Origin of the sequence: Pseudomonas sp. KCJK9016 (assembly GCF_046231795.1) — a bacterium.
Taxonomy (GTDB): Bacteria; Pseudomonadota; Gammaproteobacteria; order Pseudomonadales; family Pseudomonadaceae; genus Aquipseudomonas; species Aquipseudomonas bananamidigenes.
In genome coordinates, this window is record NZ_JBJJMM010000001.1 from 78,187 (window position 1) to 105,070 (window position 26,884).

Consider the following 26,884-nt stretch of genomic DNA (forward strand, 5'->3'; position numbering starts at 1 on the left):
TCTCAAGCTGCCTGTTTTGCCGTGACGAACGCCGCGAGGCTCGCCACGTTGGTGAAATGGTTGCGGGTGTCCTTGGCGTCGGCGTCGATCTTGATGCCGTACTTTTTCTGGATCGCCAGACCCAGTTCCAGCGCGTCGACGGAGTCCAGGCCCAGGCCTTCGCCGAACAGCGTCTGGTTGTCGCCGATGTCATCGGCGCTGATGTCTTCGAGGCCCAGGGCGTCGATGATCAGCAGTTTTATCTCACGGTGCAGATCGCTCATCTTCGGCGAGCTCCTTGATGAAAAAATGGTGCAGAAAGTCGTTGAGCTTGCGCGAAGCCTGCGGGGCAGGGCCTTGCGCGGCAAAAGTCTGTGGGTCTATATCGGCCCCGACGCGAAAACTGAAGTGAACCCGGCGGCTCGGAATGCGATACCAGGGTTCGGCCTTGGTCAGGGTCGTCGGGCTGACCTTGATGATCACGGGTGTGACGATTTTCGCACCGCGCAGTGCAATGGCTGCAGCGCCCCGATGGAAGGCGGGTGCCTGCCCGGGCCGGGTACGCGTGCCTTCCGGGAAAATGATCAGGGTCTGGCCGTTTTGCAGCGCATCGGCGGCGGCATCGAGCATGTCCATGCTGCCATCGTTGCTGATGTATTCGGTGCTGCGCAGCGGGCCGCGGGTGAAAGGGTTTTCCCACAGGCTTTTCTTGACCACGCAATTGGCGTGGCGCACCAGGCCGATCAGGAACACCACATCGATCAGCGACGGATGGTTGGCGATGATCATCTGCCCGGGGCGGCCGAGGCGTTCCGCGCCCTGAATGTCATAGGTCAGCACCCCGGTTCGGGCCATGAACCGAACGAAAAACCAGAACAGCCGACTGACGGTCTGCCGTGCCCGTTCCCGATGAGCCTTCGCATCACCCGGCAGGCAGCCCAGCAGCGGAAATACCAGCAGACGCAGACACAGCCCGCCAAGGCCGAACAGGGCAAAGCTGAAGGCGGTGGCGAGCAGACGCCAGTAATAGGCATCGCGGTGCTTTTCGGTCACGGGTTGCGTTGCCAGGTCCATACACGATTTTTCCAGGCATGTTGGCAAAGGGTTTGCTGGCCGAGCAGGGTTTGCAGCAGATTCAGCGCATGGGGCCATTGCGCCTTGGACAGTGCTTGCGGGGCGCTGTTCAGGGTCAGCCGCCAGTCGGTACCGGGGGTCAGCAGCAAGCCCACCGCATACGGAAACGGCACATCATCGATCCAGGCCGAATAGGCTTCGGGAGGCTGTTCTTCGGTGATCACCAGTAGCACCGCCGGAGCGCCTTCATCGAGCAGGGCGGCAGCTTCCAGCATGCCGTGTTCGAGACCGTCGCCGGCGGCGGCAAGGGCGGTCATTTCGCTGGTTTCTCCACGCATGATCGACCAAAGGCCGATGATCGCGTTGTGCACGGAGAGGCTGAACTGGGTCGGCGACAGCGGCTGTTCACTGGCCAGATCGCTGAGGATCTCGAACGTACGCGGGGTTTCACCGTGGCGTGAAATGAACACCAGTGGCAGGTTTTCCCGCCCCTCGGCCAGCGGCCAGCCAACACTGAAGGCCATGCGCGCCAGGCGGCTGAGGCGGCGCCGCTGCATGGCCGGAAGGAACGACACATCGGGCGCGGCATCACTGCCGGGGAGCGCAACCGGCTGTCGGCTCCAGGCCTGCCAGGCGTCCACGCTGTCGAGCCCGGGAGCCCAGGCGCGCCATTGGGCGATGTTGAAGTTGATCTCGGACATTCATTCCGCCCCTGCGGGCTCATTTGACGCTGTTTTGCCAGCACCGCAAGTGTGCTGACCTTGCCGGAAGTGGCGTGGCGCTTGGCCCCGGGTGGCGCGCATTATCCCGGTGCGACGAGTGTGTAGCAAATGCTGGTTACATTTTGCGCGCTGAAATGGACCAAAGGGTACATGGCGAAAAATGTCACTTGGCCATTATCCAGATCACGCCGGGTTTGTCTGTCAGGCGTATCTGTGGTCAATGGCAGTCTTGACGGCGTGTTCATTAAGACATTTACGTCTGACTCTGTAGTCCGCATCCATGGAGGTAGCGAAGCAGGGCTGGGCGACACTACACTCGGTCATTCTTTGATACACGGAGGTTTTGTCATGCGGCGCGTGGTGTTCAATCAGAAAGGTGGCGTGGGCAAATCCAGTATCGCCTGCAATCTGGCGGCGGTCAGCGCCAGCGAGGGTTATCGCACGCTGTTGGTGGATCTCGATGCCCAGGCCAACTCCACTCAGTACCTGACCGGGCTTACCGGTAATGACATTCCGATGGGTATCGCCGACTTCTTCAAGCAGACCCTGTCCTCGGGCCCGTTCTCCAGAAAGAACCAGGCGGATATCTACGAAACGCCGTTCGACAACCTGCACATCATCACCGCGACGGCGGAGCTGGCTGACTTGCAGCCCAAACTCGAGGCCAAGCACAAGATCAACAAGCTGAGAAAGTTGCTGGATGAATTGGGCGAAGAGTACGACCGGATCTACCTCGACACGCCGCCAGCCCTGAATTTTTACGCGGTGTCGGCGTTGATTGCCGCTGATCGGGTATTGATTCCCTTCGATTGCGACAGCTTCTCGCGCCAAGCGCTGTACGGTCTGATGTCGGAAATCGAAGAGCTCAAGGATGACCACAACGAAGGCCTCGAAGTCGAAGGCATTGTGGTCAACCAGTTCCAGGCCCGGGCCAGCCTGCCGCAGCAGATGCTCGATGAACTGATCGCCGAGGGTTTGCCGGTGCTGCCGGTGTATCTGGCCAGTTCTGTGCGCATGCGCGAATCGCACCAGGCCAGCACACCGCTGATTCATCTCGATCCGCGACACAAGCTGACGCAGCAGTTCGTCGAACTGCACAACTTGCTCGAAGACGCCTGAAAAAAGCCGTGTGGGAGCCAGCTCCCACACGGGTTGGTGTTGTATCAGATGCCCTGGCTGCGCAGCCACGCCATCAGTTGCGGCAGCGGAAACGCCCCACTCTGACGTGCCACCTCACGGCCGTTCCTGAACAGGATCAGGCTCGGAATCGAGCGAATCCCCAACTGTGCCGACAACTGCTGATTGGCCTCGCTGTCCAGCTTGGCCAGCCGGCACTTGCCCGCCAGTTGCGTCGCCGCCTGCTCGAATACCGGCGCAAACGACTTGCACGGCCCGCACCAGTCCGCCCAGACATCCACCAGCAACGGCAGATCGCCCTTGATCTGGCTGGCGTAATCGCCCTGCTTGAGTTCGAAAGGCGTGTTCAACAACACCTCGGACTTGCAGCGCCCGCATTTCGGGTGGTCGCTGAGGCGCTCGGCGGGGATGCGGTTGAGGCCGTTGCAGGCGGGGCAGGGGATGAGGAGTGGGTCGGGCATGACAGGTCTCGATTGGGCAATTGATATCATTGATCTGGTGTCGAGGGACTCATTTATCAATGTCTTGAATCGTCACAGCGCCGGTTACCTTGCGATTGATGTCTAGGCTGAAAGCAAATTCCTGTTTTTAACGCTCGTCGTGAGTAGATCGCTTTGACTGTATCTGCGTGCTACTTTTGTTGCACAAATCAAGAGTTCGATGACTTCCATTTACCGGATCGGAGTGACTTCATGTCCGTAACTTCCAGAATTCGCCGTCAGGGAGGCGCTGCAGTCATAACGATTCCGCCAACGCTGTTGAAACTGTTGCATTTGGATGTGGGAGCTCAACTGGAGCTGAATGTGGTTGAAGGGGAGTTGATAGCTCGTCCCGTGGCGCCTGTTGTTCGCAAACGTTATAGCTTGGTCGAACTGCTTGAGGGTGCCGAGCAGTTGCAAGAACTGAATGCTCAAACTGCCGAAGCTCGCGAAGGTGAGCCTGTTGGCAGGGAGCTGGGTTGATGGTGCGTCGACAGCCCCCGCAACGGGGAGATGTTTACTGGATTGATCCAAATCCGGTGGCCGGGCGGGAGATGATAAACAGGCATCGTTTTGTAGTCATCACTCCTCGGGAGATAAATGCCCTGGGCGTCAGCATGACCGTACCGATCACCAGCGGCGGCAATTTCAGCCGAAGCTCGGGATTGGCGGTAACCATTTCCGGTCATGAGACCAACGGTGTTGCGGTGTGTAATCAGGTTCGTAGCTTTGATATCGAACAGCGCATACGAGAGGGAAACGCAAAGTTTATTGAGCGACTGGACGAAGTGACGATGGCTGACATCGTCGCTCGGGTAGTCAGCGCAATCGACCCCTTGGACTGAGCCTCCTCACGACGAACAACTGATCTCCAGATGCTTGCCCCACTCCGGCGGCCGCTCCGCATAGCTGTCCATTCCGGGCTGTTCCTCGAATGGATTGCTCAACACCGCATGCAGCCGGCGCACCTCTGAGTAGTCATCCCGCTCGGCAGCATCGATCGCTTTCTGCGCCAGGTAATTGCGCAGGATGTACAGCGGATTTACCGCGTGCATCCGCGCACGGCGCTGTTGCTGATCGGTCGCGTCATCGCGGGCGACGCGGTCGACATACCGCTCGCCCCACGCATCGAAACCTCGGATATCCACAAAGTCATCGCGCAGCCGGGCAACGGCCTGGTCTGCTGACTGTTCACCCAGGCGACGGAAGAACAGCGTGTAGTCGACGCCGCTGTTCTGCATCAGTTGCAGCAGTTGCTCCAGCAGTTGCTGGTCGTCGTCCTCGGCCGTGGTCAAGCCCAAACGGCGGCGCATCAGATCGAGGTAATGGGCCTGGAACAGCGGCAGGTACAGGCCGAGGGTTTCGCGCAGGGTTTCGACACTGATGAACGGCGTCAGGGCCTGGGCCAGGGCGCTGAGGTTCCACTGGCCGACCGGCACCTGATTGCTGAATGAGTAACGGCCCTGATCATCCGAGTGGTTGCAGATGAAGTTCGCGTCGAAGTCGTCGAGGAAGGCGAACGGGCCGAAGTCGAAGGTGATGCCGAGGATCGACATGTTGTCGGTGTTCATCACCCCGTGGCAGAAACCGTAGGCCTGCCACTTGGCGATCAGTTCGGCATTGCGCTCGACAATTTCGCGGAACATCGCCAGGTAAGGCTCCGGCTGTTCCAGGCACTCGGGGAAGTGCATCGCCAATACGTGCTCGCCGAGCTGCTTCTGCTGCTCGGGACGCCTGGTGTAATAGAAGTATTCGAAATGCCCGAAGCGCACATGACTTGGTGCCAGACGCAGCACCATCGCGGCGCGTTCCTGTTTTTCGCGCCAGACCGGAGTGTCGGAACCGATCACGCAGGCGGCGCGTGAAGACGGAATGTTCAGCGCATACAGCGCTTCGGACGCCAGGAACTCACGAATCGACGAACGCAGCACCGCACGACCATCGCCCATGCGAGAAAACGGCGTCTGTCCGGCGCCCTTGAGGTGCAAGTCCCAGTGTTCGCCCGCATCGTTGTAAACCTCGCCCAGCAACAGCCCGCGACCGTCACCCAGTTGCGGGGTGTAACCGCCGAACTGATGCCCGGAATAGACCATCGCCCGCGGCTCGGCGTCGGCCCATAGCTTATGCCCGCCGAACAGTTCAGCGAATTCCCGGGTTTCAGCCGTCGCCGGTTCCAGATCCAGCAACGCCAGGGCCGCTGGGCTGGCGACCACCAGTCGCGGGTTATCGATCGGTTCGGGCAGCACATGGGCCGAGAACGCGTCACCCAGGCGGGCGAAGCGGTTGTCGAAGGTCAGTTCGTCGAGGGCTTTCAAGGGCCGGCTCCAGCAGAATGTCCGAGCATTCTGCTGGGAATGGCCGGGTTAGTCGAGTTTGGCCGGCGGCGGCTCTTGCAACGGTTTTTGCTCGTCGCTGCTCGGGGCGGTGGCTTTGCTGTCGTCTTCGACCGGCACCAGTTTGTATTCCTGGCCGTGAAGGTTCTTCAGGTAAACCTCCATCTGCCGGAACGAGATGTTGATGTGCTGTTTCTTGAACTCGCGGTTGATGAAGCGATTGACCTCGTCGATGACCGGGTTGCGGTCTCCGAGGTCGCGCACGTGCATGCGCAGCTCGTGGTCGAGGGTGCTTTCGCCGAAGTTGAGGAAGTACACGTGCGGCTCGGGCTCTTTGAGCACACGCGGGTTTTCCCGGGCGGCCTTGAGCAGCAGTTCCTTGACCAGATCCAGGTTCGAGCCGTAATCGACACCGAGTTTCAGCGTCACGCGGGTGATGGTGTCGGTCAGCGACCAGTTGATCAGCTGGCCGGTGATGAACGTCTTGTTGGGGACAATGATGTCCTTGCGGTCGAAGTCGGTGATGGTCGTGGCGCGGATGCGGATCTTGCTCACAGTGCCCGACAGGTTGCCGATGGTGATGGTGTCGCCGATGCGTACCGGGCGTTCGAACAGGATCATGATGCCGGAGATGAAGTTCGCGAAGATCTCCTGCATGCCGAAACCAAGGCCGACGGAAAGCGCCGCCACCAGCCATTGCAACTTGTCCCAGCTCACGCCGAGGGTCGACAGGGTCGAGACGAAACCGACCCCGGCGATCACGTAGGACAACAGCGTGGTTGTCGCGTAGGCGCTGCCCTGGGCCAGATTGAGTTTCGACAGCACGAATACTTCCAGCAGGCCCGGCAGGTTGCGTGCGAGCGCAAAGGTGATACCGATGATGATCAGCGCGCCGAGCATGTCGCCGATGCTGATCGGCACCATGCTCATGTTGGCGCCGGTGCCGCTGGTGTATTCGTAGAGGGTGATGTTGTCGAGGTACGAGAACACCGTGATCAGGTCGGCCCAGACCCAGTACAGCGCGGCGATGAAACCGCCGAGCAGCGCCAGGCGAATCAGGCGCAGGGACTGTTCGTTGACCTTCTCGATGTCCAGGGTCGGTTCTTCGATCACCGCTTCGCCGTCGCCCGCTTCTTTCGCTGCCTGACGCTTGGCCAGGGCGCGCTGATAGGCCAGACGCCGGGCGGCAACCGCCAGACCGCGGACGAACGTGGCTTCGATCACCAGCCAGAACATCAGCAGGTACAGGGTGTTGATCAAGCGGTCGCTGAGTTTCAGTGCGGTGTAGTAATAGCCGAAGCACACCGCGACGAACAGCGCGATGGGCAGCAGGGTGAACATGATTCCCACGGCCTTGCGGAACAGCGAGGCGTTTTCGTGGGTCGGGCTGCTGATCAGCAGGCGGCTGAGCAGCCATGCCATCAGGGCGTAGCAGGTCAGCACCACCGGCATGCCGAGCACGTCATCGGCCAGCGCCGCCGGTTGCAGTTCGGCAACCGCCACCACGGCCACGAGCGCCATCACCACCAGGCCGAGGCGACGCACCCAGCCCTGAAGGAATTCGACCTGCGGCTTCTCCCAGCGGAAGTGCAATTCGGCCACGCCGCCGGGTGCGAGGATCCGGTAAGCGGTGTAGAACACCAGCCATGCCTGGCCCATTTGCAACAAGGCCGCGCCCATGTTGGCGTTCTGGCCCCGGGCGTCGATCTGCAGTGCCAGCCCGCAGAGTGCCAGGCCCAATGCCACGGGCATCGCCAGCAGGATGTTGATCAGAATCGCCTGCGGCGTATGCCACTGGCTGTCGCGCTTGAAATGGCCGATGTCCTGGTGAACCTTGTTCAGACGGGCATACAGTTGTTTGCGACGCCACAGCAGTGCACCGATCAACAGTGCCAGAGGCAGGAACAGCAGCGGGCGCTGAGTCAGGCCGTCGGTCAGTTCGCTCAGGCTCGAGGCCAGCGGCAGGGTGTCGATCTGGCGTTTCAGCCGTTCCGGCACGCCGCGAATCCATTCAGTGTCCAGCGGCTTGTTGCTGGGAATCCAGAACATCTGCTCGTCGAGGGTCGCGCGCAGGCTTTGCGCGGTACTCAGCAATTGCTTCTGGTTCAGTTGCAGGGTGATCGATTCATTGAGCATTGCGCTCAGTTCGCGACTCAGCCGTTCCAGCAGATCGACGCGGGTGTTGGCCAGTTCCAGCAGACTCTTGCGCAGTTGCGGCGTGACTTGCTCCGGCGGCTGGGTGGACAGCAGATTGTCGACGTAAGTCGCCGGATTGCTCAGCAGTTCGCGCTGCTGGTTGATTTCGAACTGGTACAGACGAATGTCGGCGATCTGGTCTGCCAGGTCGCGGTCGACCTTGAGGCGTGGCAGCGCCTGCTTCTGTTTGTAGAGAATCTTCGACAGCAGCAGACTGCCCTTGAGCACGTTGATCTGTTCGTCGAGGGCCGAGTCGCTCTGGGTCACGCTGTCCAGTTGCTGCTTGGTCTGCAGATTCTGCTGGGTGAGCTGGTTGAGACGGTCGGTGCTTTTGAGCAGGTAGTCGGAAAGCTTGAGGTTGGCCGCGCTTTCAGTGGCCAGCAGGGTGCTGCTGCCTGACTTCTGAGCCTCGATCGATTGCTGCGTCACCGTTTCCTGAGACAGGGTCAGACGCTTCTGGTTGATCAGTGTCTGCAGTTCCTGAATCTCATGGTCCAGACGGTCGGACTTTTCCGTGAGCAGGTCATGCTGGCTGTTGCCCAGATCCTGCAACTGGTTGTTGCCGGCCAGTTCCTGACGGCGCAGCGGAATCAGGGCATTGAGTGCGGACAGCTCGGCATTGAGCAGGTCACGTTGCTCGGCGCTCAGGGTCTTGCCGCTGTCCTTGCCGGTCTTGAGGATGCCGTTGATCTGCTGGATGCGGGTCTGGCTGGTGGAAATTTCGGCCTGTGCCCGCTCCGGTCGTGTCTGGGCGGTGATGATCAGGCTGTTGGCGTCCGCCAGGGCCTTTTGCAGATCGCTTTGCTGGGTCGAACGCTCGGTGAGTATCTGCTCCAGCTGCGGGATGCTTTCCTTGGTGAAGCGTTGCGCCACCGGTACCACGGCGGTGGCCTTGAGTCGTGCCAGTTCGCGCGTGTTTTCGATCGTCTGCTTCGGAGCGGTGGCCAGCAGCTGCTTCAGATCACTCAGTTTCTGCTCGTAGTCACGGCGGTTGTTGAGTTGGTTCAGGGTGTTTTGAAGCTGCGTTTGCAGGGTCTTCTTGTCAGCCTCGGGCAGCTTGCTGTCGGCAATCTTGTCCAGATTGGCCTGCACGGCATCGCTGGACGGCGGTTCGGCGGCCTGCAGCGGGCCGACAGTGAGACTCAGGCCCAGCAGGGCCGCGACGAAAAAGGAGCGCAGGGTAGGCATAGAGACCGGTCAAGCAAGTGAGGGTGGACGCAGTTTAGAGGAAGAGCCCGGGGCCCGGGCGACTTCCTTCGGGGAATCTGACGCCCACTTTGGCGATCTTGTTCCCGTCCATGACCGCAACCGTCCAGTGGGTGTTGTTCCATTCCACCTGGTCGCCGACGATCGGCGCGCCGCCGACTTTCTGGGCAATGAAGTGGCCCAGGGTCATGTCCGGATCGATACCGTCGGCCGACAGGCCGTAGAGGGCAGCAACCGCTTTGAGCTGGGCGTCTCCTTCGAGTACGAAGTCGCCGAAGAAGCGCAGATCGAGGCCCCGTTGCGGTGCCTGGCTGAACAGTTTTCCGAGGGCCGGCAGGTTGTGTTCATGGCCGATGACACACAGCAAATCATCGACTTCCAGCACCGTACTACCCGACGGATGGAGCAGTTGCTGGCCGCGAAACAGGGCTGCGATACGGGTGCCTTCGGGCATTTTCAGCTCCCGCAGGGGCGAACCGATGCACCATTTCTCCGCGCCGAGCTTGTAGACGAACAGTTCCCACTCGCTGGTGATGTGTACTTCCAGGGCCGAACGGGAGATCGGCGCAGGCTCCGGTGGCACCGTCACCTTGAGCAGCCGGGCCACCCACGGCAGGCTCGTGCCCTGCACCAGCAGCGACACCAGCACGATAAAGAAGGCGAGGTTGAAGTACAGCTGCGCATTCGGCAGGCCGGCCATCAGCGGGAATACCGCCAGAATGATCGGTACCGCGCCGCGCAGGCCGACCCAGGAAATGAAGGCTTTTTCGCGACCGTGGAAAGCCTTGAACGGCAACAGGCCGACCACCACCGACAGGGGCCGTGCGAACAGAATCATCCACAGCGCCAACCCCAGGGCAGGCAGGGCGATCGGCAGCAAGTCGTGGGGAGTGACCAGCAAGCCCAGCACCAGGAACATGCCGATCTGCGCCAGCCACGCCATGCCGTCGAGCATGTGCAGGATGCCGTGGCGACTGCGCACCGGGCGGTTTCCGATCACCAGGCCGCACAGGTAGACAGCGAGGAAGCCGCTGCCGTGCAGGGCGTTGGTCAGGGCAAACACCACCAGGCCGCCGGCGATCACCAGGATCGGATAGAGACCGGTGGCGAGGTTGATCCGGTTCACCAGTTGCAGCATCAGCCAGCCGCCGCCGAGGCCGATCACGCCGCCGATGCCGAACTCGCGGATCAGGTGGGTCAGCAGGCTCCAGTGCAGGCCGGTCTGGCCGCTGGCGAGCATGTCGATCAGGGTCACGGTGAGGAACACCGCCATCGGGTCGTTGCTGCCGGATTCGATTTCCAGGCTGGCGGTCACCCGCTCGTTCAGGCCCTTGCCGCCGAGCAGCGAGAACACCGCCGCGGCGTCGGTGGAACCGACGATGGCGCCGATCAGCAGGCCCTGGATCAGATTGAGGTCGAACAGCCACGCGGCGGCCATGCCGGTGAGGCCGGTGGTTATCAGCACGCCGACCGTGGCGAGCGACAGGGCCGGCCACAAGGCCACGCGGAAACTCGACACCCGGGTGCGCAAACCACCGTCGAGCAGGATCACTGCCAGCGCGAGGTTGCCGACCAGATAGGCCGTCGGGTAGTTATCGAAAATGATGCCGCCGCCATCGACCCCGGCGGTCATGCCGACCGCAAGGATGATCACCAGAATCGGGATGCCGAGGCGCGACGAAAGAGAACTGACAAGAATGCTCGCACCTACCAGCAACGCGCCGATCAAGAACAGGCTGTTGATGGTCGTCGCATTCAAAGGCAGTACTCCGGAAGCGGAAAGACGGGCGCAAACTGACCATGCAGTCTGCGTGCCAGCGATTCTAACCTGTTGAAATGTGATGCTGTCAAAAAGGTTTTTGCGTAGGCAGCACATTGAAAGCGCGCCGGGTGATAACTGTGGCGAGGGAGCTTGCTCCCGCTGGGGTGCGCAGCGCCCCAAAATCAGACGCTACGATTTCTTCAGGTGAAATTCGGTTGCAGGATTTACGACTGCTTCGCAGCCGAGCGGGAGCAAGCTCCCTCGCCACAGGGGGCTTGTCCACCTCGCGTCAGCGTGGTTACAGGCTGAACCGCCCGACCATATTGTTCAGATCCAGCGCCAGGCGCGACAGTTCGTTGCTCGCCGCACTGGTCTGATTCGCGCCGGTCGCCGATTGCACCGACAGGTCGCGGATGTTCACCAGGTTGCGATCCACTTCCCGTGCCACCTGCGCCTGTTCTTCAGCGGCGCTGGCGATCACCAGGTTGCGCTCGTTGATTTCGACGATGGCGGTGTTGATGGTATCCAGCGACAGACCGGCACCACGGGCGATGTTCAGGGTCGACTCTGCACGCTCGGTGCTGTTGCGCATCGAGTCCACGGCGTGCTCGGTGCCGCTCTGGATGCTGCCGATCATGCGCTCGATTTCGCTGGTCGACTGCTGGGTGCGGTGTGCCAGGGCGCGGACTTCGTCAGCCACCACGGCGAAGCCGCGACCGGCTTCACCGGCACGGGCCGCTTCGATGGCAGCGTTGAGCGCCAGCAGGTTGGTCTGGTCGGCCAGACCGCGGATCACGTCCAGCACCTTGCCGATGTCACGGGACTCGTTGGCCAGATCGCCGATCAGGGTTGCAGTGCTTTGTACGTCGGCGCTCATGCGTTCGATGGCGGCGACGGTTTCCTGTACCAGATCGCGACCGTCGCCGGCGGAAGTGGTGGCGTTCTTCGAGGCTTCCGAGGTGCTGACCGCGTTGCGCGCGACTTCTTCCACGGCGCTGGTCATCTCGTTGACGGCAGTGGCCGCCTGCTCGATTTCGTTGTTCTGCTGGGTCAGGCCACGGGCGCTTTCGTCGGTGACACTGTTCAGCTCTTCGGCGGCGGACGCCAGTTGGGTGGCCGAGCCGGAAATCCGTTGCAGCGTGTCGCGCAGTTTCGACTGCATCTTGGCCATGGCGGCCAGCAGGCGCCCGGCTTCGTCAGTACCGTCGACATGGACGGGCCGGGTCAGGTCGCCTTCGGCGATGGTTTCCGCTGCATCCAGCGCCTTGGCAATCGGCTTGGTGATACTCAGGGTCAGCAGCCAGGCGAAGAGCAAGGTCAGGCCGGTAGCGATGACCAGCAGCGTCACCACCAGACTGAATGCCGTCGAGTATTGCTCGGCGGCTTGCTGATTGGTGTTGCTGATCTGCTCGCCGTTGATCTGCATCAGACGGTTGAGCACGGTGTTCATCGCTTCGGAATTGTCGAGCAGCTGTGTGTTCAGCAGGTTGCGCAGCTCATCCACCTGATTGTTGCGCGACAGGGTTTTCATCCGGTCTTCGATCTGGCGGTACTGGTTCAGCAACTGCACGTATTGATCGTAGGCCGCGCGCTCCTGGGCGCTGCTGATCAACGGCTCGTAGTCCGCCTGCGCCTTGCGGATCTGCTGATTGCGCATCTCCAGCAGTTCGACGGTTTTCTGCTGGATATCCGGCTCGCGGTTCACCAGCAAACGGTAGGACAATACCCGCAGACGCAGGGTCAGCTGCGTGAATTCGTCGAGGTTCTTGATGCTTGGCACGCTGCTGGTGGTGATGTTCTCGGCGGCGCCGCGGATCTTGCTCATCTGGTTCAAAGCGAAGACGCCGAGAATCAGCATCAGGCCGCCGATCAGGGCGAAACCGGTGAACGCCCGGGGGGCGATGTTCATATTGCGAAGGGACATGGTGCGATTACCAGGGAAGGGCCGCATCCGTGCGGGCTGAGACTGCTGTTGGATGACTTATCGGTCATACGACTAAAGTCTTGAGGCGGTGCGCGTATTTGTCACACCGGGGGCCGGGCGACGAAGTGCGGGAACCCAATTGGCAGATCACAGTCTCTTGCACTCGCAGGAAGGGTCGACTGCCAGGAAAATCAAGGCTTTGCGCCGGTTTAACCCTGGCATCCACGACGACTTTTCTTTATCGTACGCGCCCTTTGAAAAAGCCCTGGAAGATCAAAATGTTGGAAGCATCCCTCAGCCAATTGGAACAGCTCGTCAGCGATCTGGTGCAACAGAACCAGACCCTGTCGGAAACCAACCAGACCCTGTCCACGGAACTGGCCCGGGCCAAGGATGAAAACGAAAGCCTGCAACTGAGCCTGATGGAGCAGGAAGAAAAGCACGGCGCCACCGCCGCACGCATCCAGGCTCTGGTCGATCGCGTCAACGCAGGCCCTGTCAGCGCATGAACCACGGCACAGCAGGGGTAAAAGTCATCTCCATCATGGGAGAGGACTATTCGATCAAGGCGCCGGCCGGGGAAGAACAGACCCTGCTGGACGCCGCATTGATGCTCAAGGCCGCGCTGGCCGACACCAAGCGCAAATACCCGACGCTGATCGGCGACCGTCTGCTGGTGCTGGCGGCGATGAATCTGTGTTCGCAGCAGATTGAAATGAAGAAACAGCACCAGCAGGAACTCGAGCGTTACCAAGAGCAAGTCAGCGCCACGGTCGAGTCCATCGCCAAGACCATCAATCAGGGTTGATGGGGCTGCGCACAACCAGAGAATAAGATTGTCGATTGCGTTGTATACAATCGGCACGGCTGTTGCAGTGTTTCAGCCTCTTATTCTTTGGGGGTGCTCCATGCAGTTCTGGCGTCGCAGTATTCAATGGCAGTTGATCCTCGGCATGGGCACCGCCCTGCTGCTCAGTATCCTGATCGTGGTTGGCATTTATACCCTGGTGGTCAACCGCCTCGCCCAGCGCTATCTGGTCGAACAGGCGTTGCCGTCGAGCATCGAAGCGACGCGCAACGACATCGAGCGAATCCTCGTTCAACCCCTCACCGCCGCGAAGGACATCGCCAGTAACACCATGGTCCGCGACTGGCTGGCCAATGGTGAAGACCCCGCCAAAACAGCGGGCTTCGCGCAGTATCTGGAAGGCATCCGCGCCGAACACAAGGCGTTTACTGCGTTGATCATCGGTACCGACTCCAATCACTACGTCACCGAAAAAGGCCTGGATCGCACCCTCAGTCGCACCAAGCCGGCTGATGCCTGGTTTTATTCGTTTCTTGACAGCAATCAGCCCCGGACCCTGAACATCGACAATGACGGGGCCACTGGAGAGCTGGCGCTGTTCATCGATCTGAAGGTCGAACAGGCCGGCAAAGTGGTGGGTGTCGCGGGTCTCGGGCTGAGCATGAAAGAGCTGTCGGAGCTGATCCACAACTTCAGCTTCGGCGACCGCGGAAAGGTCTATCTCGTGCGTTCCGACGGTTTGATCCAGGTTCATCCCGAGGCGCAGTTCAGTGGCAAGCGCACCCTCACGGAGCAGATCGGTGCCAGCGCGGCGCAAGCGGTCATGGGCCATAAAGTGGCGACCAGCAGCAGCTTCCAACGCGACGGCGAAGACTTCCTCGCCTTCAGCCTGCCCTTGCGCGACCTCGGCTGGACTTTGGTGGCCGAAGTGCCGCAGTCGCAGATCTACGCCGAAGCCCGGCGAGCAATGTGGATGAGCAGCGGCATCGGTCTGGCGGTGGCGCTGGTTTGTCTGGCGCTGGTGATTTGGCTGGCCCAGGGATTGGTGCGACCGATTCGTCAGGTAACAGCCGCACTGGTAGCAATCGGTAGCGGTGGTGGAGATTTGACCCATCGGTTAGATTCCAGCCGCGCTGATGAGCTGGGCGACCTCGCTCGCGGGTTCAACCGTTTCCTCGACAGCCAGCGCGGGATGATCGGTGAGGTGTTGACCACCAGCGAGCGGTTGCGTGTCGCCGTCGGCCAAGTGGCCAAGGTTGTGGATAACACCGCCGAACGCTCGGGGCGCCAGCAGGAAATGACCGACATGGTTGCCACCGCGGTTCACGAAATGGGCCTGACCGTGCAGGAAATCGCGCAGAACGCCGGCAATGCGGCGCTCGCCTCGCAAACGGCGCGAGATGAAGCGATGCTGGCGCGGGAAGTGGTCGGTGGTTCGATTCGCCATATAGAAAGCATGTCCGATGAAATCGGCGTCGCGGCGGGTGCGGTGGGTGAGCTCGCGCATCAGGTGGCGTCGATCGATCAGGTACTGGCGGTGATTCGCGGGGTTTCCGAGCAGACCAATCTGCTGGCATTGAACGCGGCGATTGAAGCGGCGCGGGCCGGGGACATGGGGCGTGGTTTTGCGGTAGTGGCGGACGAAGTGCGGACGCTGGCGCGCAGGACCCAGGCGTCTACCGACGAGATCCAGCAGATCATCGGCAGCCTCAAGCAGGGGGCGGAAAATGCCGTGTCATCGATGCGCACCGGACAGGCCGCGACGGGCACCGGAGTTGAGTCGAGCCAGCGTACCGGAGCCTCTTTGACGGCGATTACCGGGCAGGTCGAGCGCATCAGCGACATGAACCATCAGGTGGCGACGGCGACCGAAGAGCAGTCGGCGGTGACCGAGGAGATCAACCGCAACGTGCAGGGGATTTCCGATCTGGCCCGGGCGACGGCGGGGGAGGTTCGGGCCTGCCGCGAGGATTGTCAGATGTTGCAGCGACTGGCGGACGATCTGGCGCGGCAGATGGGTGGGTTCAAACTCACCTGACTGATTGTTCCCTGTCGAGGTACTGATCGTTCCCACGCAGACGGTTCGACGCCTCGACGTGGGAACGATCATGGTCAGGGGTTAGAACCACGCATCCTGCATTGCCAGACACGTATCATCCCTTGCCTCCAGCAACACCAGCTCATGCTGGCATCCCGGCACTTCCCACGTCAGGAAATATCGCGCCGCCTGCAACTTGCCTTTATAGAAGTCGACATCCGCCACATTTCCCTTGGCCAACCCTTCCTCGGCCCGAATCGCTTGCTCCAGCCAGCGCCAGCCGATCACCGCGTGCCCGAACACCTTCAGGTACAACGCCGAATTCGCCAGGCTGCTGTTGACCTTGCCCTGAGCCAGATCGGTCAGCAGACCGATGGTTACGCTCTGCAGACGCGCCACCAGTTTCTCCAGTGGCTCACGCAACGCAGTCAACGACTCGTGCGCCACCGCGCGTTCGACCGTGTCGGCAATCAGTCGGATCAGTTGCTTGAGCCCGGCGCCGCCGTTCTGCGCCAGTTTGCGTCCCAGCAAGTCCAGCGACTGTATGCCGTGGGTGCCTTCGTGGATCGGGTTCAGGCGGTTGTCGCGGTAATACTGCTCCACCGGGTATTCGCGGGTGTAACCGTGGCCGCCGAGAATCTGGATCGCCAGTTCGTTGGCTTTCAGGCAGAACTCCGACGGCCAGGATTTGACGATCGGCGTCAACAAATCCAATAGCTCGTGAGCCTGTTTGCGCTCGGCTTCGGTCTCAAGCGTGGTGGTGTCATCGAACAGTCGTGCTGCATAAAGACCGAGATCGAATGCTCCTTCGACGTAGGATTTTTGCGTCAGCAGCATGCGTCTGACATCCGCGTGCTGAATGATCGCCACGGGTGCCGTGGTCGGATCCTTGCTGTCCGGCACCCGACCCTGCGGGCGTTCGCGAGCGTATTCCAGCGAATAAAGATAACCGGCGTAACCCAGCATCACCGCGCCCATGCCGACGCCGATCCGCGCTTCGTTCATCATCTGGAACATGTAGCTCAAACCGTGATGCGGCTTGCCCACCAGATAGCCGACGCATTCGCCGTTATCGCCGAAGTTCAGCGCCGTGGACGTGGTTCCGCGCCAACCCATCTTGTGGAACAGACCGGCCAGCAACACGTCGTTGCGCTTGCCCAGGCTGCCGTCATCGTTGACCAGGAACTTGGGCACGATGAACAGCGAAATACCCTTCACCCCGGCCGGTGCGTCCGGCAGTTTGGCCAGCACCATGTGCACGATGTTCTCCGAGAGCGGGTGATCGCCGCCGGAAATGAAGATTTTGTTGCCCTTGAGGCGATAGGTGCCGTCGGACGCAGGCTCGGCGCGGGTACGAATATCCGACAGCGACGAACCGGCATGGGGTTCGGTCAGCGCCATGGTGCCGAAGAAGCGACCGTCGATCATCGGCTGCAGGAAGCGCCGCTTCTGCTCTTCGGTGCCGAAGCTTTCAATCAGGTTGGCTGCGCCCATGGTCAGGAACGGGTACGAGGTCGACGCCGCGTTGGCCGACTGGAAATGGGCGAAGCAGGCCTGAGACAGCAGTGTAGGCAGTTGCATGCCGCCAGCGTCGAAACTGCGCGCCGCGTTGAGGAAGCCGGCTTCAAGGAAGGCATCCACCGCCGGTTTTACTTCGGGAATCAGAATCGCCTGACCGTTCTCGTAGCGCGGTTCGTTCTCGTCACCCTTGCGATTGTGCGGCGCGAAGTACTTCTCGGCGATGTTGCGTGCCGTGCCGATGGCGGCATCGAAGGTTTCGCGGTTGTGCTCGGCAAACCGCTCGCGCCGGGTCAGGCCTTCGGCATCGAGGACTTCATACAGCTCGAAAGCCAGATTGCGGGAACTGAGCAACGTCTCGGACATGGCGGCCTACCTTTTTTTGGAATGGGCCGAGTCTAGGCGTGCGAATAAAGACTGAACAGGAAGATTGATAACGGTGATATTGGAGCCGAGCAACGGCTTAACAACCACCACAAAACAAATGTGGGAGCGAGCTTGCTCGCGATGACGGCGGCACATCCAATGAAGATGTGACTGACAGGCCGCTATCGCGAGCAGGCTCGCTCCCACAGGGTTATGCGCACCGTGCAGCCATCATGGCTGCACGGCTGATCGGGTGTTAACCGATGGTCATCAGGCTGGCGTTACCGCCCGCTGCCGCGGTGTTGACGCTCAGCGCACGCTCGATCACCAGACGCTCCAGCGCAATGTTGGTCTCGCCCTGGGACAGGCCCTGAACCCCGACGATGGCGCCGGCACGCTTGGCGATCTGCTGGCAGACCTCGCGCAACTGGTCGGAATGGCCGTGATGCAGAACCGCATCGAATACCACATCGTCCTTGTTCCAGTCGGAAACCAGTTTGATCCGCGCCTGAATCTCCTTCGGCAGGCGTGCGAACAATGCCTTGCTGGTGTCGGATTCCGGCCAGACCGCCGAACCGCCCACTGCCAGCACCGCCGCGAGTTGAGTCAGCAGGTCACCTTCGATGTCCGCCAGGCACAGCACGTGCTCACGCGGCAGGATTGCGTAGCTGTTTTTCTCGCCGGTCGGGCCGGCCAGTACGCGGGTGATACCGCTTTGCGACTGTGCTGCGTACTGCACGCACAGGGCGCTCAGGTCGGCGAACTTGTTGCTGTCGGCCCAGGCTTTCAGGGCAACCAGCGGTTTGCTTAGGGTGTCGCGCAGGCGAACATCCGGTGCCACGGCAGCATCACTGCGAGCGAAGGATTGTTCGATGGCGTCCGCAGGGCGTGTCGACAGCAGGCGGTACAGATACAGCGGGCCGCCGGCCTTCGGACCGGTACCCGACAGGCCTTCGCCACCGAACGGCTGGACACCGACCACGGCACCCACGATGTTGCGGTTTACGTAGACGTTGCCGGCGTTGACGTTGTCGATCACCTTGGCGATGGTCTCGTCGATGCGGGTGTGCACGCCGAGGGTCAGGCCGTAACCGGAGGCGTTGATCTGGGCGATCAACTGGTCGATCTCTTTACGCTTGTAGCGCACCACGTGCAGCACCGGGCCGAAGATCTCGCGTTGCAGTTCGTCGAAGCTTTCCAGTTCGATCAGGGTCGGCATGACGAAGGTGCCGCGTTTGACTTCTTCGGCATCGGCGATGGCCACCTGGAACACGTTGCGACCTTTGTCGCGCATGCCCTGGATGTGCTTCTCGATGCCGGCCTTGGCTTCGGCGTCGATCACCGGGCCGATGTCCACGCACAGACGCTCCGGGTTGCCGAGACGGCTTTCAGCCATCGCACCTTTCAGCATTTCGATGACCCGATCAGCGGAATCTTCCTGCAGGCACAGGACGCGCAGGGCCGAGCAACGCTGGCCGGCACTGTCGAAGGCCGACGACACAACGTCGATGACCACTTGTTCGGTCAGTGCCGAAGAGTCGACGATCATCGCGTTCTGGCCACCGGTTTCGGCGATCAGCGGAATCGGACGGCCCTGGTTGTCGAGGCGGCCGGCGATGTTGCGTTGCAACAGTCGTGCGACTTCGGTGGAACCGGTGAACATCACGCCTTTGACGCGCTCATCGCCAACCAGACCGGCGCCGACGGTTTCACCGCGACCCGGCAGCAGTTGCAGCACGCCTTCCGGAATCCCGGCTTCGAGCATCAGACGCACAGCTTGTGCGGCCACCAGCGGAGTCTGTTCGGCCGGTTTGGCCAGCACCGGGTTACCGGCGGCCAGTGCGGCGGCGACCTGGCCGCTGAAAATAGCCAGCGGGAAGTTCCACGGGCTGATGCACACCACCGGGCCCAACGGGCGGTGGGCGTCGTTGCTGAAATCGTTGCGGGCCTGCACCGCGTAGTAACGCAGGAAGTCGACGGCTTCGCGGACTTCGGCGATGGCGTTGGCGAAGGTCTTGCCGGCTTCGCGGGCCAGCAGACCCATCAGCGGCTGGATCTCGCCTTCCATCAGGTCAGCGGCGCGTTCCAGAATTGCGGCGCGCTCGGCCGGCGGGGTGGCCTGCCAGATCGGTGCAGCGTTCAGGGCGCATTGAATGGCGTTGTCGACGTCTTCGACAGTGGCTTCCTGCACATGGCCGACCACGTCACGCAGATCGGACGGGTTCAGCACAGGTGCCGGCGCTTCGTTGCTGGAGGCGCAACCGAGCATCGGCGCGGCTTTCCAGTTGTTGTGCGCAGTGGCCAGCAGGGCGCAGGACAGCGACGCCAGACGGTGTTCGTTGGCCATGTCGATGCCGCTGGAGTTGGCGCGCTCGGAACCGTACAGGTCACGTGGCAGCGGAATGCGCGGGTGCGGCAGGCCGAAACCACCTTCCACGGTCGCCATCTGCTCGATCTGCGCAACTGGATCGGCTACCAGTTCCTGGATCGAAATCGACTGGTCGGCGATACGGTTGACGAACGAAGTGTTGGCGCCGTTTTCCAGCAGACGACGTACGAGGTACGCCAGCAGGGTTTCGTGGGTGCCGACCGGGGCGTACACACGGCACGGACGGTTCAGCTTGCCTTCGGAAACCTTGCCTACAACCTGCTCGTACAAAGGTTCGCCCATGCCGTGCAGGCACTGGAATTCGTACTGGCCCGGGTAATAGTTCTGACCGGCAATGTGATAAATCGCCGACAGCGTGTGGGCGTTGTGCGTGGCGAACTGCGGGTAGATGACTTCCGGTACCGACAGCAGTTTGCGGGCGCAGGCGATGTAGGAAACGTCGGTGTACACCTTGCGGGTGTAGACCGGATAGCCTTCCAGGCCTTCGACCTGGGCGCGCTTGATTTCGCTGTCCCAGTACGCGCCTTTCACCAGACGGATCATCAGGCGATGACGGCTGCGGCGAGCCAGATCGATCACGTAGTCGATCACGTAAGGGCAACGCTTCTGGTAAGCCTGGATCACGAAACCGATGCCGTTCCAGCCGGTCAGTTGCGGTTCGAAGCACAGGCGCTCGAGCAGATCCAGCGACAGCTCCAGGCGGTCGGCTTCTTCGGCGTCGATGTTCAGGCCGATGTCGTACTGCTTGGCCAGCAGGGTCAGCGACAACAGGCGCGGGTACAGCTCGTCCATCACCCGCTCGTACTGGGCGCGGCTGTAACGCGGGTGCAGGGCCGACAGTTTGATCGAGATGCCCGGGCCTTCATAAATCCCACGGCCATGGGACGCTTTGCCGATCGAGTGGATGGCTTGTTCGTACGAGGCCAGGTACTTCTGGGCGTCGTGTTCGGTCAGCGCCGCTTCACCGAGCATGTCGTAGGAATAACGGAAGCCCTTGGCTTCGAACTTGCTCGCGTTGGCCAGGGCTTCGGCGATGGTTTCGCCGGTCACGAACTGCTCGCCCATCAGGCGCATGGCCATGTCGACGCCCTTGCGGATCATCGGCTCGCCGCTCTTGCCGATGATGCGGCTCAGGGACGATGTCAGGCCGGCTTCGTTATGGGTGGAGACCAGTTTGCCGGTCAGCAGCAAACCCCAGGTCGCCGCGTTGACGAACAGCGACGGGCTGTTGCCCAGGTGCGGTTGCCAGTTGCCGGTGCTGATCTTGTCGCGGATCAGCGCATCGCGAGTGCCTTTGTCCGGGATGCGCAGCAGCGCTTCGGCCAGACACATCAGCGCCACACCTTCCTGGGACGACAGGGAGAACTCCTGCAGCAGGCCCTGAACAATGCCTGCACGCCCGCCGGCACTCTTCTGGTTACGCAGTTTTTCCGCGATGGTCGCAGCAAGTTTGTTGGTGGCTTCGGCCATCGGCGCCGGCAGGCGAGCCTGCTCGATCAGCATCGGCACCACTTCCGGCTCAGGGCGACGGTAAGCGGCGGTGATCGAAGCGCGCAGCACCGATTGCGGCAGGATGCTTTCAGCGAATTCGAGGAAACATTGGTGGGCGTGATCGGTATGGACTTCACCTGCGTCGTCGGTGTCCTTGGCGGTCAAACCGTTCAGCTCGGTTAGGGTTGCACCACCCTCGAGTTTTTCCAGGTAATTGAAAATCGCCTGCTTGATCAGCCAGTGCGGCGTGCGATCAATCGAGGTTGCGGCGGCCTTCAGGCGCTCGCGGGTCGGGTCGTCGAGTTTGACCCCAAGGGTGGTGGTAGCCATATTTTTATCCTCATGGGTGCCGCAGTTGCGCGGCAGCAGCTGGCCGCAAGATTAGCCGCGAGCTGAAAGAGGTGCAACCGGGTGCAACCCATTTTTTGTCGGAATATTCGGCAGCTTGTCAGGAATAAATTTCAGCTTTTCGATGGCCGCTCTAAATCAGTGCTTTCACGGCGAGCGATCTGGTGTCGTTGCACCGGATGCGCGCAAAAACGGCGTTTTTCAGTAAAAAATCCGACGCAGGTGCAACTGATTCCCAAGAAACTGGTTGCACCTGTTTTGCTTTGTTGCATAGGATTCGCGCCCAAGGTGCAACCGGGAAACCCGGTTTACCGGCCAATGGCTTTCCTGGGGAAACATTGGTCATAAATGCGCGGCCGTGCGAATCGTCTGTCAGGCGTCAGTCTGCAAACGGTGCAACCGCCGCCGCTACATAAAAACAAAGCCAGGGCACGTACGTAATGAGCGCAAGCAATCCAACCCTGATCACGTTCGTGATCTACATCGCAGCAATGGTGCTGATCGGCTTCATGGCCTATCGCTCCACCAACAATCTCTCCGACTACATTCTGGGCGGCCGCAGCCTGGGCAGCGTGGTGACCGCATTGTCCGCCGGGGCTTCCGACATGAGCGGCTGGTTGCTGATGGGCCTGCCGGGCGCCATCTACATGTCCGGCCTGTCCGAAAGCTGGATCGCCATCGGCCTGATCGTCGGCGCCTACCTGAACTGGCTGTTCGTTGCCGGTCGTCTGCGTGTCCAGACCGAGCACAACGGCGATGCGCTGACCCTGCCGGATTATTTCTCCAGCCGCTTCGAAGACAAAAGCGGCCTGCTGCGAATCATTTCCGCAGTGGTGATCCTGGTGTTCTTCACCATCTACTGTGCGTCCGGCATCGTGGCCGGTGCCCGCCTGTTCGAAAGTACCTTCGGCATGTCCTACGAGACTGCGCTCTGGGCCGGCGCTGCGGCGACCATTGCCTACACCTTCGTCGGCGGTTTCCTCGCGGTTAGCTGGACCGATACCGTACAAGCGACCCTGATGATCTTCGCCCTGATCCTGACGCCGATCATCGTGCTGCTGGCTACCGGTGGCGTGGACACCACGTTCCTGGCCATCGAAGCCAACGATCCGAGCAACTTCGACATGCTCAAGGGCACCACCTTCATCGGCATCATCTCGCTGATGGGCTGGGGTCTGGGCTACTTCGGCCAGCCGCATATCCTGGCGCGCTTCATGGCCGCTGACTCGGTGAAATCCATCGCCAACGCCCGTCGCATCTCCATGACCTGGATGATCCTTTGCCTGGGTGGCACCGTGGCCGTTGGCTTCTTCGGTATCGCTTACTTCTCGGCGCACCCGGACGTCGCCGCGCCTGTGACTGAAAACCATGAGCGTGTGTTTATCGAGCTGGCGAAAATCCTGTTCAATCCGTGGATTGCCGGTGTGCTGCTGTCGGCGATTCTTGCGGCGGTGATGAGCACCCTGAGCTGCCAGTTGCTGGTGTGCTCGAGTGCCCTGACCGAAGACTTCTACAAGGCTTTCCTGCGTAAATCCGCTTCGCAGCTGGAACTGGTGTGGGTCGGTCGCGCCATGGTGCTGCTGGTTGCGCTGGTCGCCATTGCGATGGCGGCGAACCCGGAAAACCGCGTGCTGGGTCTGGTGTCCTATGCCTGGGCCGGTTTCGGTGCAGCGTTCGGTCCGGTCGTGCTGATCTCCGTGGTCTGGAAGAAAATGACCCGCAACGGCGCGTTGGCCGGCATCCTGGTCGGCGCGATCACCGTGATCGTGTGGAAGCACTTTGAAGTGTTGGGGCTGTACGAAATCATCCCGGGCTTCATTTTTGCCAGTCTGGCGATCTACCTGGTCAGCCTGATGGGCCAGCCGAGTACCGGCATGGTTCAGCGCTTCGAGGCGGCGGAGCAGGATTACCATCTGAACAAGTGATGGCAATGAGCTGAAGCTCACAAGAAAACGGCCCGTTTCCTGCCAGGAAACGGGCCGTTTTTTATTGCCTGTGATTTTTCTGAAAGAAAAGTCTGTAGTCGAATGCGCTGATTTTTGAAGGGGAGATCGAAGTTTCAAGTAGGGGAAATCTGATTTTTTAGTCACCTGTCCTGCACCTCTTGCCCCTCATGCAGAATCGCCCGCCTTCATATCGCAGAGAGACATCGGATGTTCGCGCCTGCCAATCAACCGCGTTTCACGTTGACCGTCGAAGGCGCCCGGTTTGACCTCAAAGTGCTTGAGTTCACGGGCAAGGAAGCCATCAGCCAGCCCTTTCGCTTTGACCTGGAACTGATCAGCGAGCGACCGGATCTGGACCTTGAAAGCCTGCTGCACTGTCAGGCGTTTCTGAGTTTCGATGGCGCGGGTTCCGGTATCCACGGTCAGATCTATCGGGTCGGCCAGGGGGACTCGGGCAAGCGTCTGACCCGCTATCACGTCAGTCTTGTTCCACGCCTGGCTTGTCTCGGCCATCGGATCAATCAGCGGATCTTCCAGCATCAGAGCGTGCCGCAGATCGTGACGCAGATCCTCAAGGATCACGCAATCCTGCGCGATGCCTTCGAGTTTCGCCTCGGCAGCGATTACCCGCCCCGTGAGTATTGTGTGCAGTATACGGAGAGCGATCTGGCGTTCATTCAGCGCCTGTGTGCCGAGGTCGGTATTCACTTCCACTTTCAGCACAGCCCGGACGGGCATCTGTTGGTGTTCGGCGACGATCAGACGGTGTTTCCGCGTCTGGCCGAGCCGACGAAGTACCTTCCGGGCAGCGGCATGGCCGCAGCCGCGCCAGCCATCAAGCGTTTCACCGTTCGGCTGGAAACCCGTACCAGCGTGGTCACCCGGCGTGATTACGACTTCACCAAACCGCGCCTGCCGCTGCAGAGTCGGGTGGAAAGCGAACAGCGCCCGGTGCTGGAGGATTACCACTTCCCCGGCCAGTTCACCGAGCGCGAAACCGGCAAACAACTGGCTCAGCGCGCCCTTGAACGACATATCGCCGACTACCGTCAGGCCGAGGGCCGCAGCGATCAATCCGGCCTGGTCAGCGGACATTTCCTGCAACTGACCGAGCATCCGCGTCAGGATTTGAATGACCTCTGGTTGCTGACCGCTATCGAGCACCATGGCCGACAACCGCAGGTGCTGGAGGAATCGGTCACCAGCGATAGTGAAGAATTTCAGGGTTACCGTAATACCTTTCTCGCCACGCCGTGGGACGTGTTCTTCCGTCCACCGATGGGGCCGGAAAAGCCACGGATGCTCGGTTATCAACCGGCGGTGGTCACCGGCCCGAAAGACAGCGAGATCCATTGCGACGAGTACGGTCGGGTCAAGGTGCAACTGGTCTGGGATCGCGAAGGTGAACTCAACGAGCATTCCAGTTGCTGGCTGCGGGTCGCCAGCGGCTGGGCTCATGACCGTTATGGCAGCGTGCTGATTCCACGGGTCGGGATGGAAGTGCTGGTGGGTTTCATCGACTCCGATGCCGACAAGCCTTTGGTCATGGGTTGCCTGCCGAACGCCGCGACGCCGGTGCCGTTGGACCTGCCGGCCGACAAGACTCGCAGTATTTTTCGCAGCCAGAGCAGTCCGGGTGGCGGCGGCTACAACGAGTTGCGCATCGAGGATCGCAGGGGCGCCGAGGAAATCTACCTGCGTGCGCAGCGAAACTGGACGCAGCATGTGCTGAACGATCAGCAGGTGCAGGTGGATAACCAGCGCAGCGTTATCGTTACTGGCCTCGCCAGGCACGAACTCAAGGCCGATGAACAGCGCATCACCCACGGCCAGCGCCAGACCGAAGTGAAGCAGGACGACCACCTCACGGTGACCGGTGACCGGCACATCCGCGTGAGCAATCAGGCGATCAACGCCAGTGCTCAATTCCACGTCAGCGCCGGCCAGCAGGTGGTGATCGACGGCGGGGCGAGCGCGACAATCCAGGCAGGCGGTCAGTGGATCAACATCGGCCCCGGCGGCATCTTCAGCAGCGTGCCGATTGTTGTGGGTGGTGCGCCGATGGCCGCGATGAGCGCAGCGCCGACCGTGCCGGGGTTGCCGGAAACGCTGACGGCGGCACCGCCAGCAATATTGACGGCCGCACAAATCATGAGTCTCAAAGGAGACGCGCCGTTCTGCGAAGAATGCGAGCGCTGCAAGGAGGGTGTCTGTGCGGCCTGACCAATGGTTGAAGCATGAGCCGCTGAAGTCGTCGGAGCAATTGTTTGCGATCTTCAGTGGTGCCAGTGCGGTGAATCCCTTGGAAGCCTGGCCACTGAATGCACAGGCGCCAAAGCCGGTTTGGGCGGAAACGATTTATGCCGGGTGGGATGCGGTGATGCCCTACGTGGGAATCGTCGAAGCGGGCAGTGAGTTTCTGGATTGGGTCGCGACCACCGAATCCCGTGACTGGGGCTGGCTGGCGGTTTCTTCGGCGGGGCTTGAGGCGGTGGTCGAGCACTTTCGCAGTTTGACCCAGGTGCTGATGCCGGACGGCACAGCGGTGTTCTTCCGGTTCTGGGATGGGCGGTTTTTGTTGCCGATCCTTGAGTCGTCCGAGGTGGATGCCGGGCAATTGCTGCCGGTTCTCACGCGAGCTTTGATCAACGGTCAGGCCGTCGAGATCGGGGGCAGGGCGCGGGTCTCGGGACGGGAGTTTCCTTGGTGGTCGGTGCCGGAAAAGCTGCTGGTGCAATTCGGTGGTGATGCCCGGACCAACAACACCTTGCAGTGGTTGAGCGAGGAGCAACCGGCATTGTTCGAGGCTTTCCCCGCCGATGTCTTGCGCTGCAAGGTTGTCAGGTTTTTTGCGGTTTCGGCGTCGGACGAATCGTCGGCTTCGGCGCTGCTGGACTACTTGCGGGACGAGTCAGAGTGAAATTTCCGGGCAAAGGCTTCGGACGTTTCCTGCGAGTTGCGGCGGTTTGCGTGAACTGGTGGGCGAGGTGGTGCGGAGATAGTCTTTTGGCTGTCACCGCAAATTCGGTGACAGGGCGTGGAAGCCCTTTTATCGTTAGGCGCGTCAAGCTGCACCAGTCAGACGTCTTTGTCGTTTGAGTTTTTGGTGGCTGTGCGCGGGGCGCTTTCGAGTGCGCCGGGTGCCTAACGTCCCGGTCTTCCACACCT

The 26,884-nt window shown here is 61.0% G+C and carries 19 protein-coding genes and 2 pseudogenes; 10 read left to right on the forward strand and 11 right to left on the reverse strand.

Annotation, left to right across the window (positions count from 1 at the left end; translation table 11 throughout):
* Positions 1-2: 2 nt before the first annotated feature.
* Genes ACK6BI_RS00360 through ACK6BI_RS00370 form a run of 3 tightly spaced genes read right to left on the reverse strand, consistent with a single transcriptional unit; the run spans position 3 to position 1,754 of the window.
* Entirely contained in the window at positions 3-263 is a 261-nt protein-coding gene (locus ACK6BI_RS00360; RefSeq protein ID WP_065259494.1) for a phosphopantetheine-binding protein, read from the reverse strand.
* Positions 244-1,053, reverse strand: coding sequence for a lysophospholipid acyltransferase family protein (locus ACK6BI_RS00365; RefSeq protein ID WP_409315557.1), 810 nt, complete (start codon positions 1,051-1,053; stop codon positions 244-246). Before ACK6BI_RS00365 ends, ACK6BI_RS00360 begins: the two co-directional genes overlap by 20 nt.
* A complete protein-coding gene (locus tag ACK6BI_RS00370) occupies positions 1,029-1,754 on the reverse strand; it encodes a beta-ketoacyl synthase chain length factor (RefSeq protein WP_409315558.1) in 726 nt (241 codons plus the stop codon). The genes ACK6BI_RS00365 and ACK6BI_RS00370 overlap by 25 nt, the downstream gene beginning before the upstream one ends.
* A 369-nt stretch (positions 1,755-2,123) precedes the next feature.
* Between ACK6BI_RS00370 and ACK6BI_RS00375 the strand changes: the two genes are divergently transcribed.
* Positions 2,124-2,894 carry a ParA family protein gene (locus ACK6BI_RS00375; RefSeq protein ID WP_065259497.1) on the forward strand — a complete coding sequence of 257 codons (771 nt, stop codon included), beginning with the start codon at positions 2,124-2,126 and terminating at the stop codon, positions 2,892-2,894.
* A gap of 44 nt (positions 2,895-2,938) precedes the next feature.
* On the opposite strand, the gene trxC is transcribed toward ACK6BI_RS00375, so the two are convergent.
* Entirely contained in the window at positions 2,939-3,373 is a 435-nt protein-coding gene (gene trxC, locus ACK6BI_RS00380; RefSeq protein WP_409315559.1) for a thioredoxin TrxC, read from the reverse strand.
* A 231-nt stretch (positions 3,374-3,604) separates the two neighbouring features.
* Here trxC and ACK6BI_RS00385 point away from each other — a divergent pair, with 231 nt between their 5' ends.
* Together ACK6BI_RS00385 and ACK6BI_RS00390 are read left to right on the forward strand one after the other, a co-directional pair.
* Positions 3,605-3,874 (forward strand): PbsX family transcriptional regulator, encoded by a 270-nt coding sequence (locus ACK6BI_RS00385; protein WP_409315560.1) that lies wholly within the window; start codon positions 3,605-3,607, stop codon positions 3,872-3,874.
* A complete protein-coding gene (locus ACK6BI_RS00390) occupies positions 3,874-4,236 on the forward strand; it encodes a type II toxin-antitoxin system PemK/MazF family toxin (protein ID WP_409315561.1) in 363 nt (120 codons plus the stop codon). Before ACK6BI_RS00385 ends, ACK6BI_RS00390 begins: the two co-directional genes overlap by 1 nt.
* A 6-nt stretch (positions 4,237-4,242) precedes the next feature.
* Here the strand turns inward: ACK6BI_RS00390 and selO are convergent, their stop codons facing one another.
* The 5 genes and pseudogenes from selO to ACK6BI_RS00415 form a co-directional block, all read right to left on the reverse strand.
* Complete coding sequence (selO, locus tag ACK6BI_RS00395) at positions 4,243-5,706, reverse strand: protein adenylyltransferase SelO (protein ID WP_409315562.1); 1,464 nt, start codon at positions 5,704-5,706, stop codon at positions 4,243-4,245.
* 48 nt (positions 5,707-5,754) lie between these two features.
* On the reverse strand, positions 5,755-9,108 hold the full coding sequence (gene mscK / locus ACK6BI_RS00400; RefSeq protein ID WP_409315563.1) for a mechanosensitive channel MscK: 3,354 nt from the start codon (positions 9,106-9,108) through the stop codon (positions 5,755-5,757).
* Between the two features lie 34 nt (positions 9,109-9,142).
* The gene (locus tag ACK6BI_RS00405; RefSeq protein ID WP_065259501.1) at positions 9,143-10,885 is read right to left on the reverse strand and encodes a potassium/proton antiporter; all 1,743 of its coding nucleotides are present in this window, start codon (positions 10,883-10,885) and stop codon (positions 9,143-9,145) included.
* Positions 10,886-11,186: 301 nt separating this feature from the next.
* On the reverse strand, positions 11,187-12,059 hold the full coding sequence (locus ACK6BI_RS00410) for a methyl-accepting chemotaxis protein (RefSeq protein WP_409315746.1): 873 nt from the start codon (positions 12,057-12,059) through the stop codon (positions 11,187-11,189).
* 30 nt (positions 12,060-12,089) lie between these two features.
* A pseudogene (locus tag ACK6BI_RS00415) lies at positions 12,090-12,839 on the reverse strand (MCP four helix bundle domain-containing protein); the annotation flags it as partial.
* 251 nt (positions 12,840-13,090) lie between these two features.
* Between ACK6BI_RS00415 and ACK6BI_RS00420 the strand changes: the two are divergent.
* The 4 genes and pseudogenes from ACK6BI_RS00420 (at position 13,091) to ACK6BI_RS00435 (ending at position 15,658) form a co-directional block, all read left to right on the forward strand.
* Complete coding sequence (locus ACK6BI_RS00420; protein WP_085685455.1) at positions 13,091-13,321, forward strand: hypothetical protein; 231 nt, start codon at positions 13,091-13,093, stop codon at positions 13,319-13,321.
* Positions 13,318-13,620, forward strand: coding sequence for a cell division protein ZapA (locus ACK6BI_RS00425; RefSeq protein ID WP_065259504.1), 303 nt, complete (start codon positions 13,318-13,320; stop codon positions 13,618-13,620). Before ACK6BI_RS00420 ends, ACK6BI_RS00425 begins: the two co-directional genes overlap by 4 nt.
* 145 nt (positions 13,621-13,765) lie before the next feature.
* Positions 13,766-14,791, forward strand: a pseudogene (locus tag ACK6BI_RS00430) (cache domain-containing protein); the annotation flags it as partial.
* 135 nt (positions 14,792-14,926) lie between these two features.
* Positions 14,927-15,658: a methyl-accepting chemotaxis protein gene (locus ACK6BI_RS00435; protein WP_409315747.1), complete on the forward strand. Its 732-nt coding sequence runs from the start codon at positions 14,927-14,929 to the stop codon at positions 15,656-15,658.
* An 81-nt stretch (positions 15,659-15,739) separates the two neighbouring features.
* Here ACK6BI_RS00435 and ACK6BI_RS00440 read toward each other — a convergent pair whose 3' ends face one another.
* Both ACK6BI_RS00440 and putA read right to left on the reverse strand, forming a co-directional pair.
* Entirely contained in the window at positions 15,740-17,542 is a 1,803-nt protein-coding gene (locus ACK6BI_RS00440; protein WP_409315564.1) for an acyl-CoA dehydrogenase, read from the reverse strand.
* 256 nt (positions 17,543-17,798) lie between these two features.
* Positions 17,799-21,752: a trifunctional transcriptional regulator/proline dehydrogenase/L-glutamate gamma-semialdehyde dehydrogenase gene (gene putA / locus ACK6BI_RS00445; protein WP_409315565.1), complete on the reverse strand. Its 3,954-nt coding sequence runs from the start codon at positions 21,750-21,752 to the stop codon at positions 17,799-17,801.
* Between the two features lie 458 nt (positions 21,753-22,210).
* Between putA and putP the strand changes: the two genes are divergently transcribed.
* The 3 genes from putP (at position 22,211) to ACK6BI_RS00460 (ending at position 26,636) form a co-directional block, all read left to right on the forward strand.
* Entirely contained in the window at positions 22,211-23,695 is a 1,485-nt protein-coding gene (gene putP / locus ACK6BI_RS00450) for a sodium/proline symporter PutP (protein WP_409315566.1), read from the forward strand.
* Between the two features lie 228 nt (positions 23,696-23,923).
* Positions 23,924-25,939 (forward strand): type VI secretion system tip protein VgrG, encoded by a 2,016-nt coding sequence (locus ACK6BI_RS00455; protein ID WP_409315567.1) that lies wholly within the window; start codon positions 23,924-23,926, stop codon positions 25,937-25,939.
* A complete protein-coding gene (locus ACK6BI_RS00460) occupies positions 25,929-26,636 on the forward strand; it encodes a DUF4123 domain-containing protein (protein WP_409315568.1) in 708 nt (235 codons plus the stop codon). Before ACK6BI_RS00455 ends, ACK6BI_RS00460 begins: the two co-directional genes overlap by 11 nt.
* Positions 26,637-26,884: the final 248 nt, after the last annotated feature.

Coding starts and splice junctions, on each gene's coding strand:
- ACK6BI_RS00360 (WP_065259494.1), bottom strand. CDS start 263: ATGAGCGATCTGCACCGTGAGATAAAACTGCTGATCATCGACGCCCTG.
- ACK6BI_RS00365 (WP_409315557.1), bottom strand. CDS start 1,053: ATGGACCTGGCAACGCAACCCGTGACCGAAAAGCACCGCGATGCCTAT.
- ACK6BI_RS00370 (WP_409315558.1), bottom strand. CDS start 1,754: ATGTCCGAGATCAACTTCAACATCGCCCAATGGCGCGCCTGGGCTCCC.
- ACK6BI_RS00375 (WP_065259497.1), top strand. CDS start 2,124: ATGCGGCGCGTGGTGTTCAATCAGAAAGGTGGCGTGGGCAAATCCAGT.
- trxC (WP_409315559.1), bottom strand. CDS start 3,373: ATGCCCGACCCACTCCTCATCCCCTGCCCCGCCTGCAACGGCCTCAAC.
- ACK6BI_RS00385 (WP_409315560.1), top strand. CDS start 3,605: ATGTCCGTAACTTCCAGAATTCGCCGTCAGGGAGGCGCTGCAGTCATA.
- ACK6BI_RS00390 (WP_409315561.1), top strand. CDS start 3,874: ATGGTGCGTCGACAGCCCCCGCAACGGGGAGATGTTTACTGGATTGAT.
- mscK (WP_409315563.1), bottom strand. CDS start 9,108: ATGCCTACCCTGCGCTCCTTTTTCGTCGCGGCCCTGCTGGGCCTGAGT.
- ACK6BI_RS00410 (WP_409315746.1), bottom strand. CDS start 12,059: ATGGCCAAGATGCAGTCGAAACTGCGCGACACGCTGCAACGGATTTCC.
- ACK6BI_RS00420 (WP_085685455.1), top strand. CDS start 13,091: ATGTTGGAAGCATCCCTCAGCCAATTGGAACAGCTCGTCAGCGATCTG.
- ACK6BI_RS00425 (WP_065259504.1), top strand. CDS start 13,318: ATGAACCACGGCACAGCAGGGGTAAAAGTCATCTCCATCATGGGAGAG.
- ACK6BI_RS00435 (WP_409315747.1), top strand. CDS start 14,927: ATGGTTGCCACCGCGGTTCACGAAATGGGCCTGACCGTGCAGGAAATC.
- ACK6BI_RS00440 (WP_409315564.1), bottom strand. CDS start 17,542: ATGTCCGAGACGTTGCTCAGTTCCCGCAATCTGGCTTTCGAGCTGTAT.
- putA (WP_409315565.1), bottom strand. CDS start 21,752: ATGGCTACCACCACCCTTGGGGTCAAACTCGACGACCCGACCCGCGAG.
- putP (WP_409315566.1), top strand. CDS start 22,211: ATGAGCGCAAGCAATCCAACCCTGATCACGTTCGTGATCTACATCGCA.
- ACK6BI_RS00455 (WP_409315567.1), top strand. CDS start 23,924: ATGTTCGCGCCTGCCAATCAACCGCGTTTCACGTTGACCGTCGAAGGC.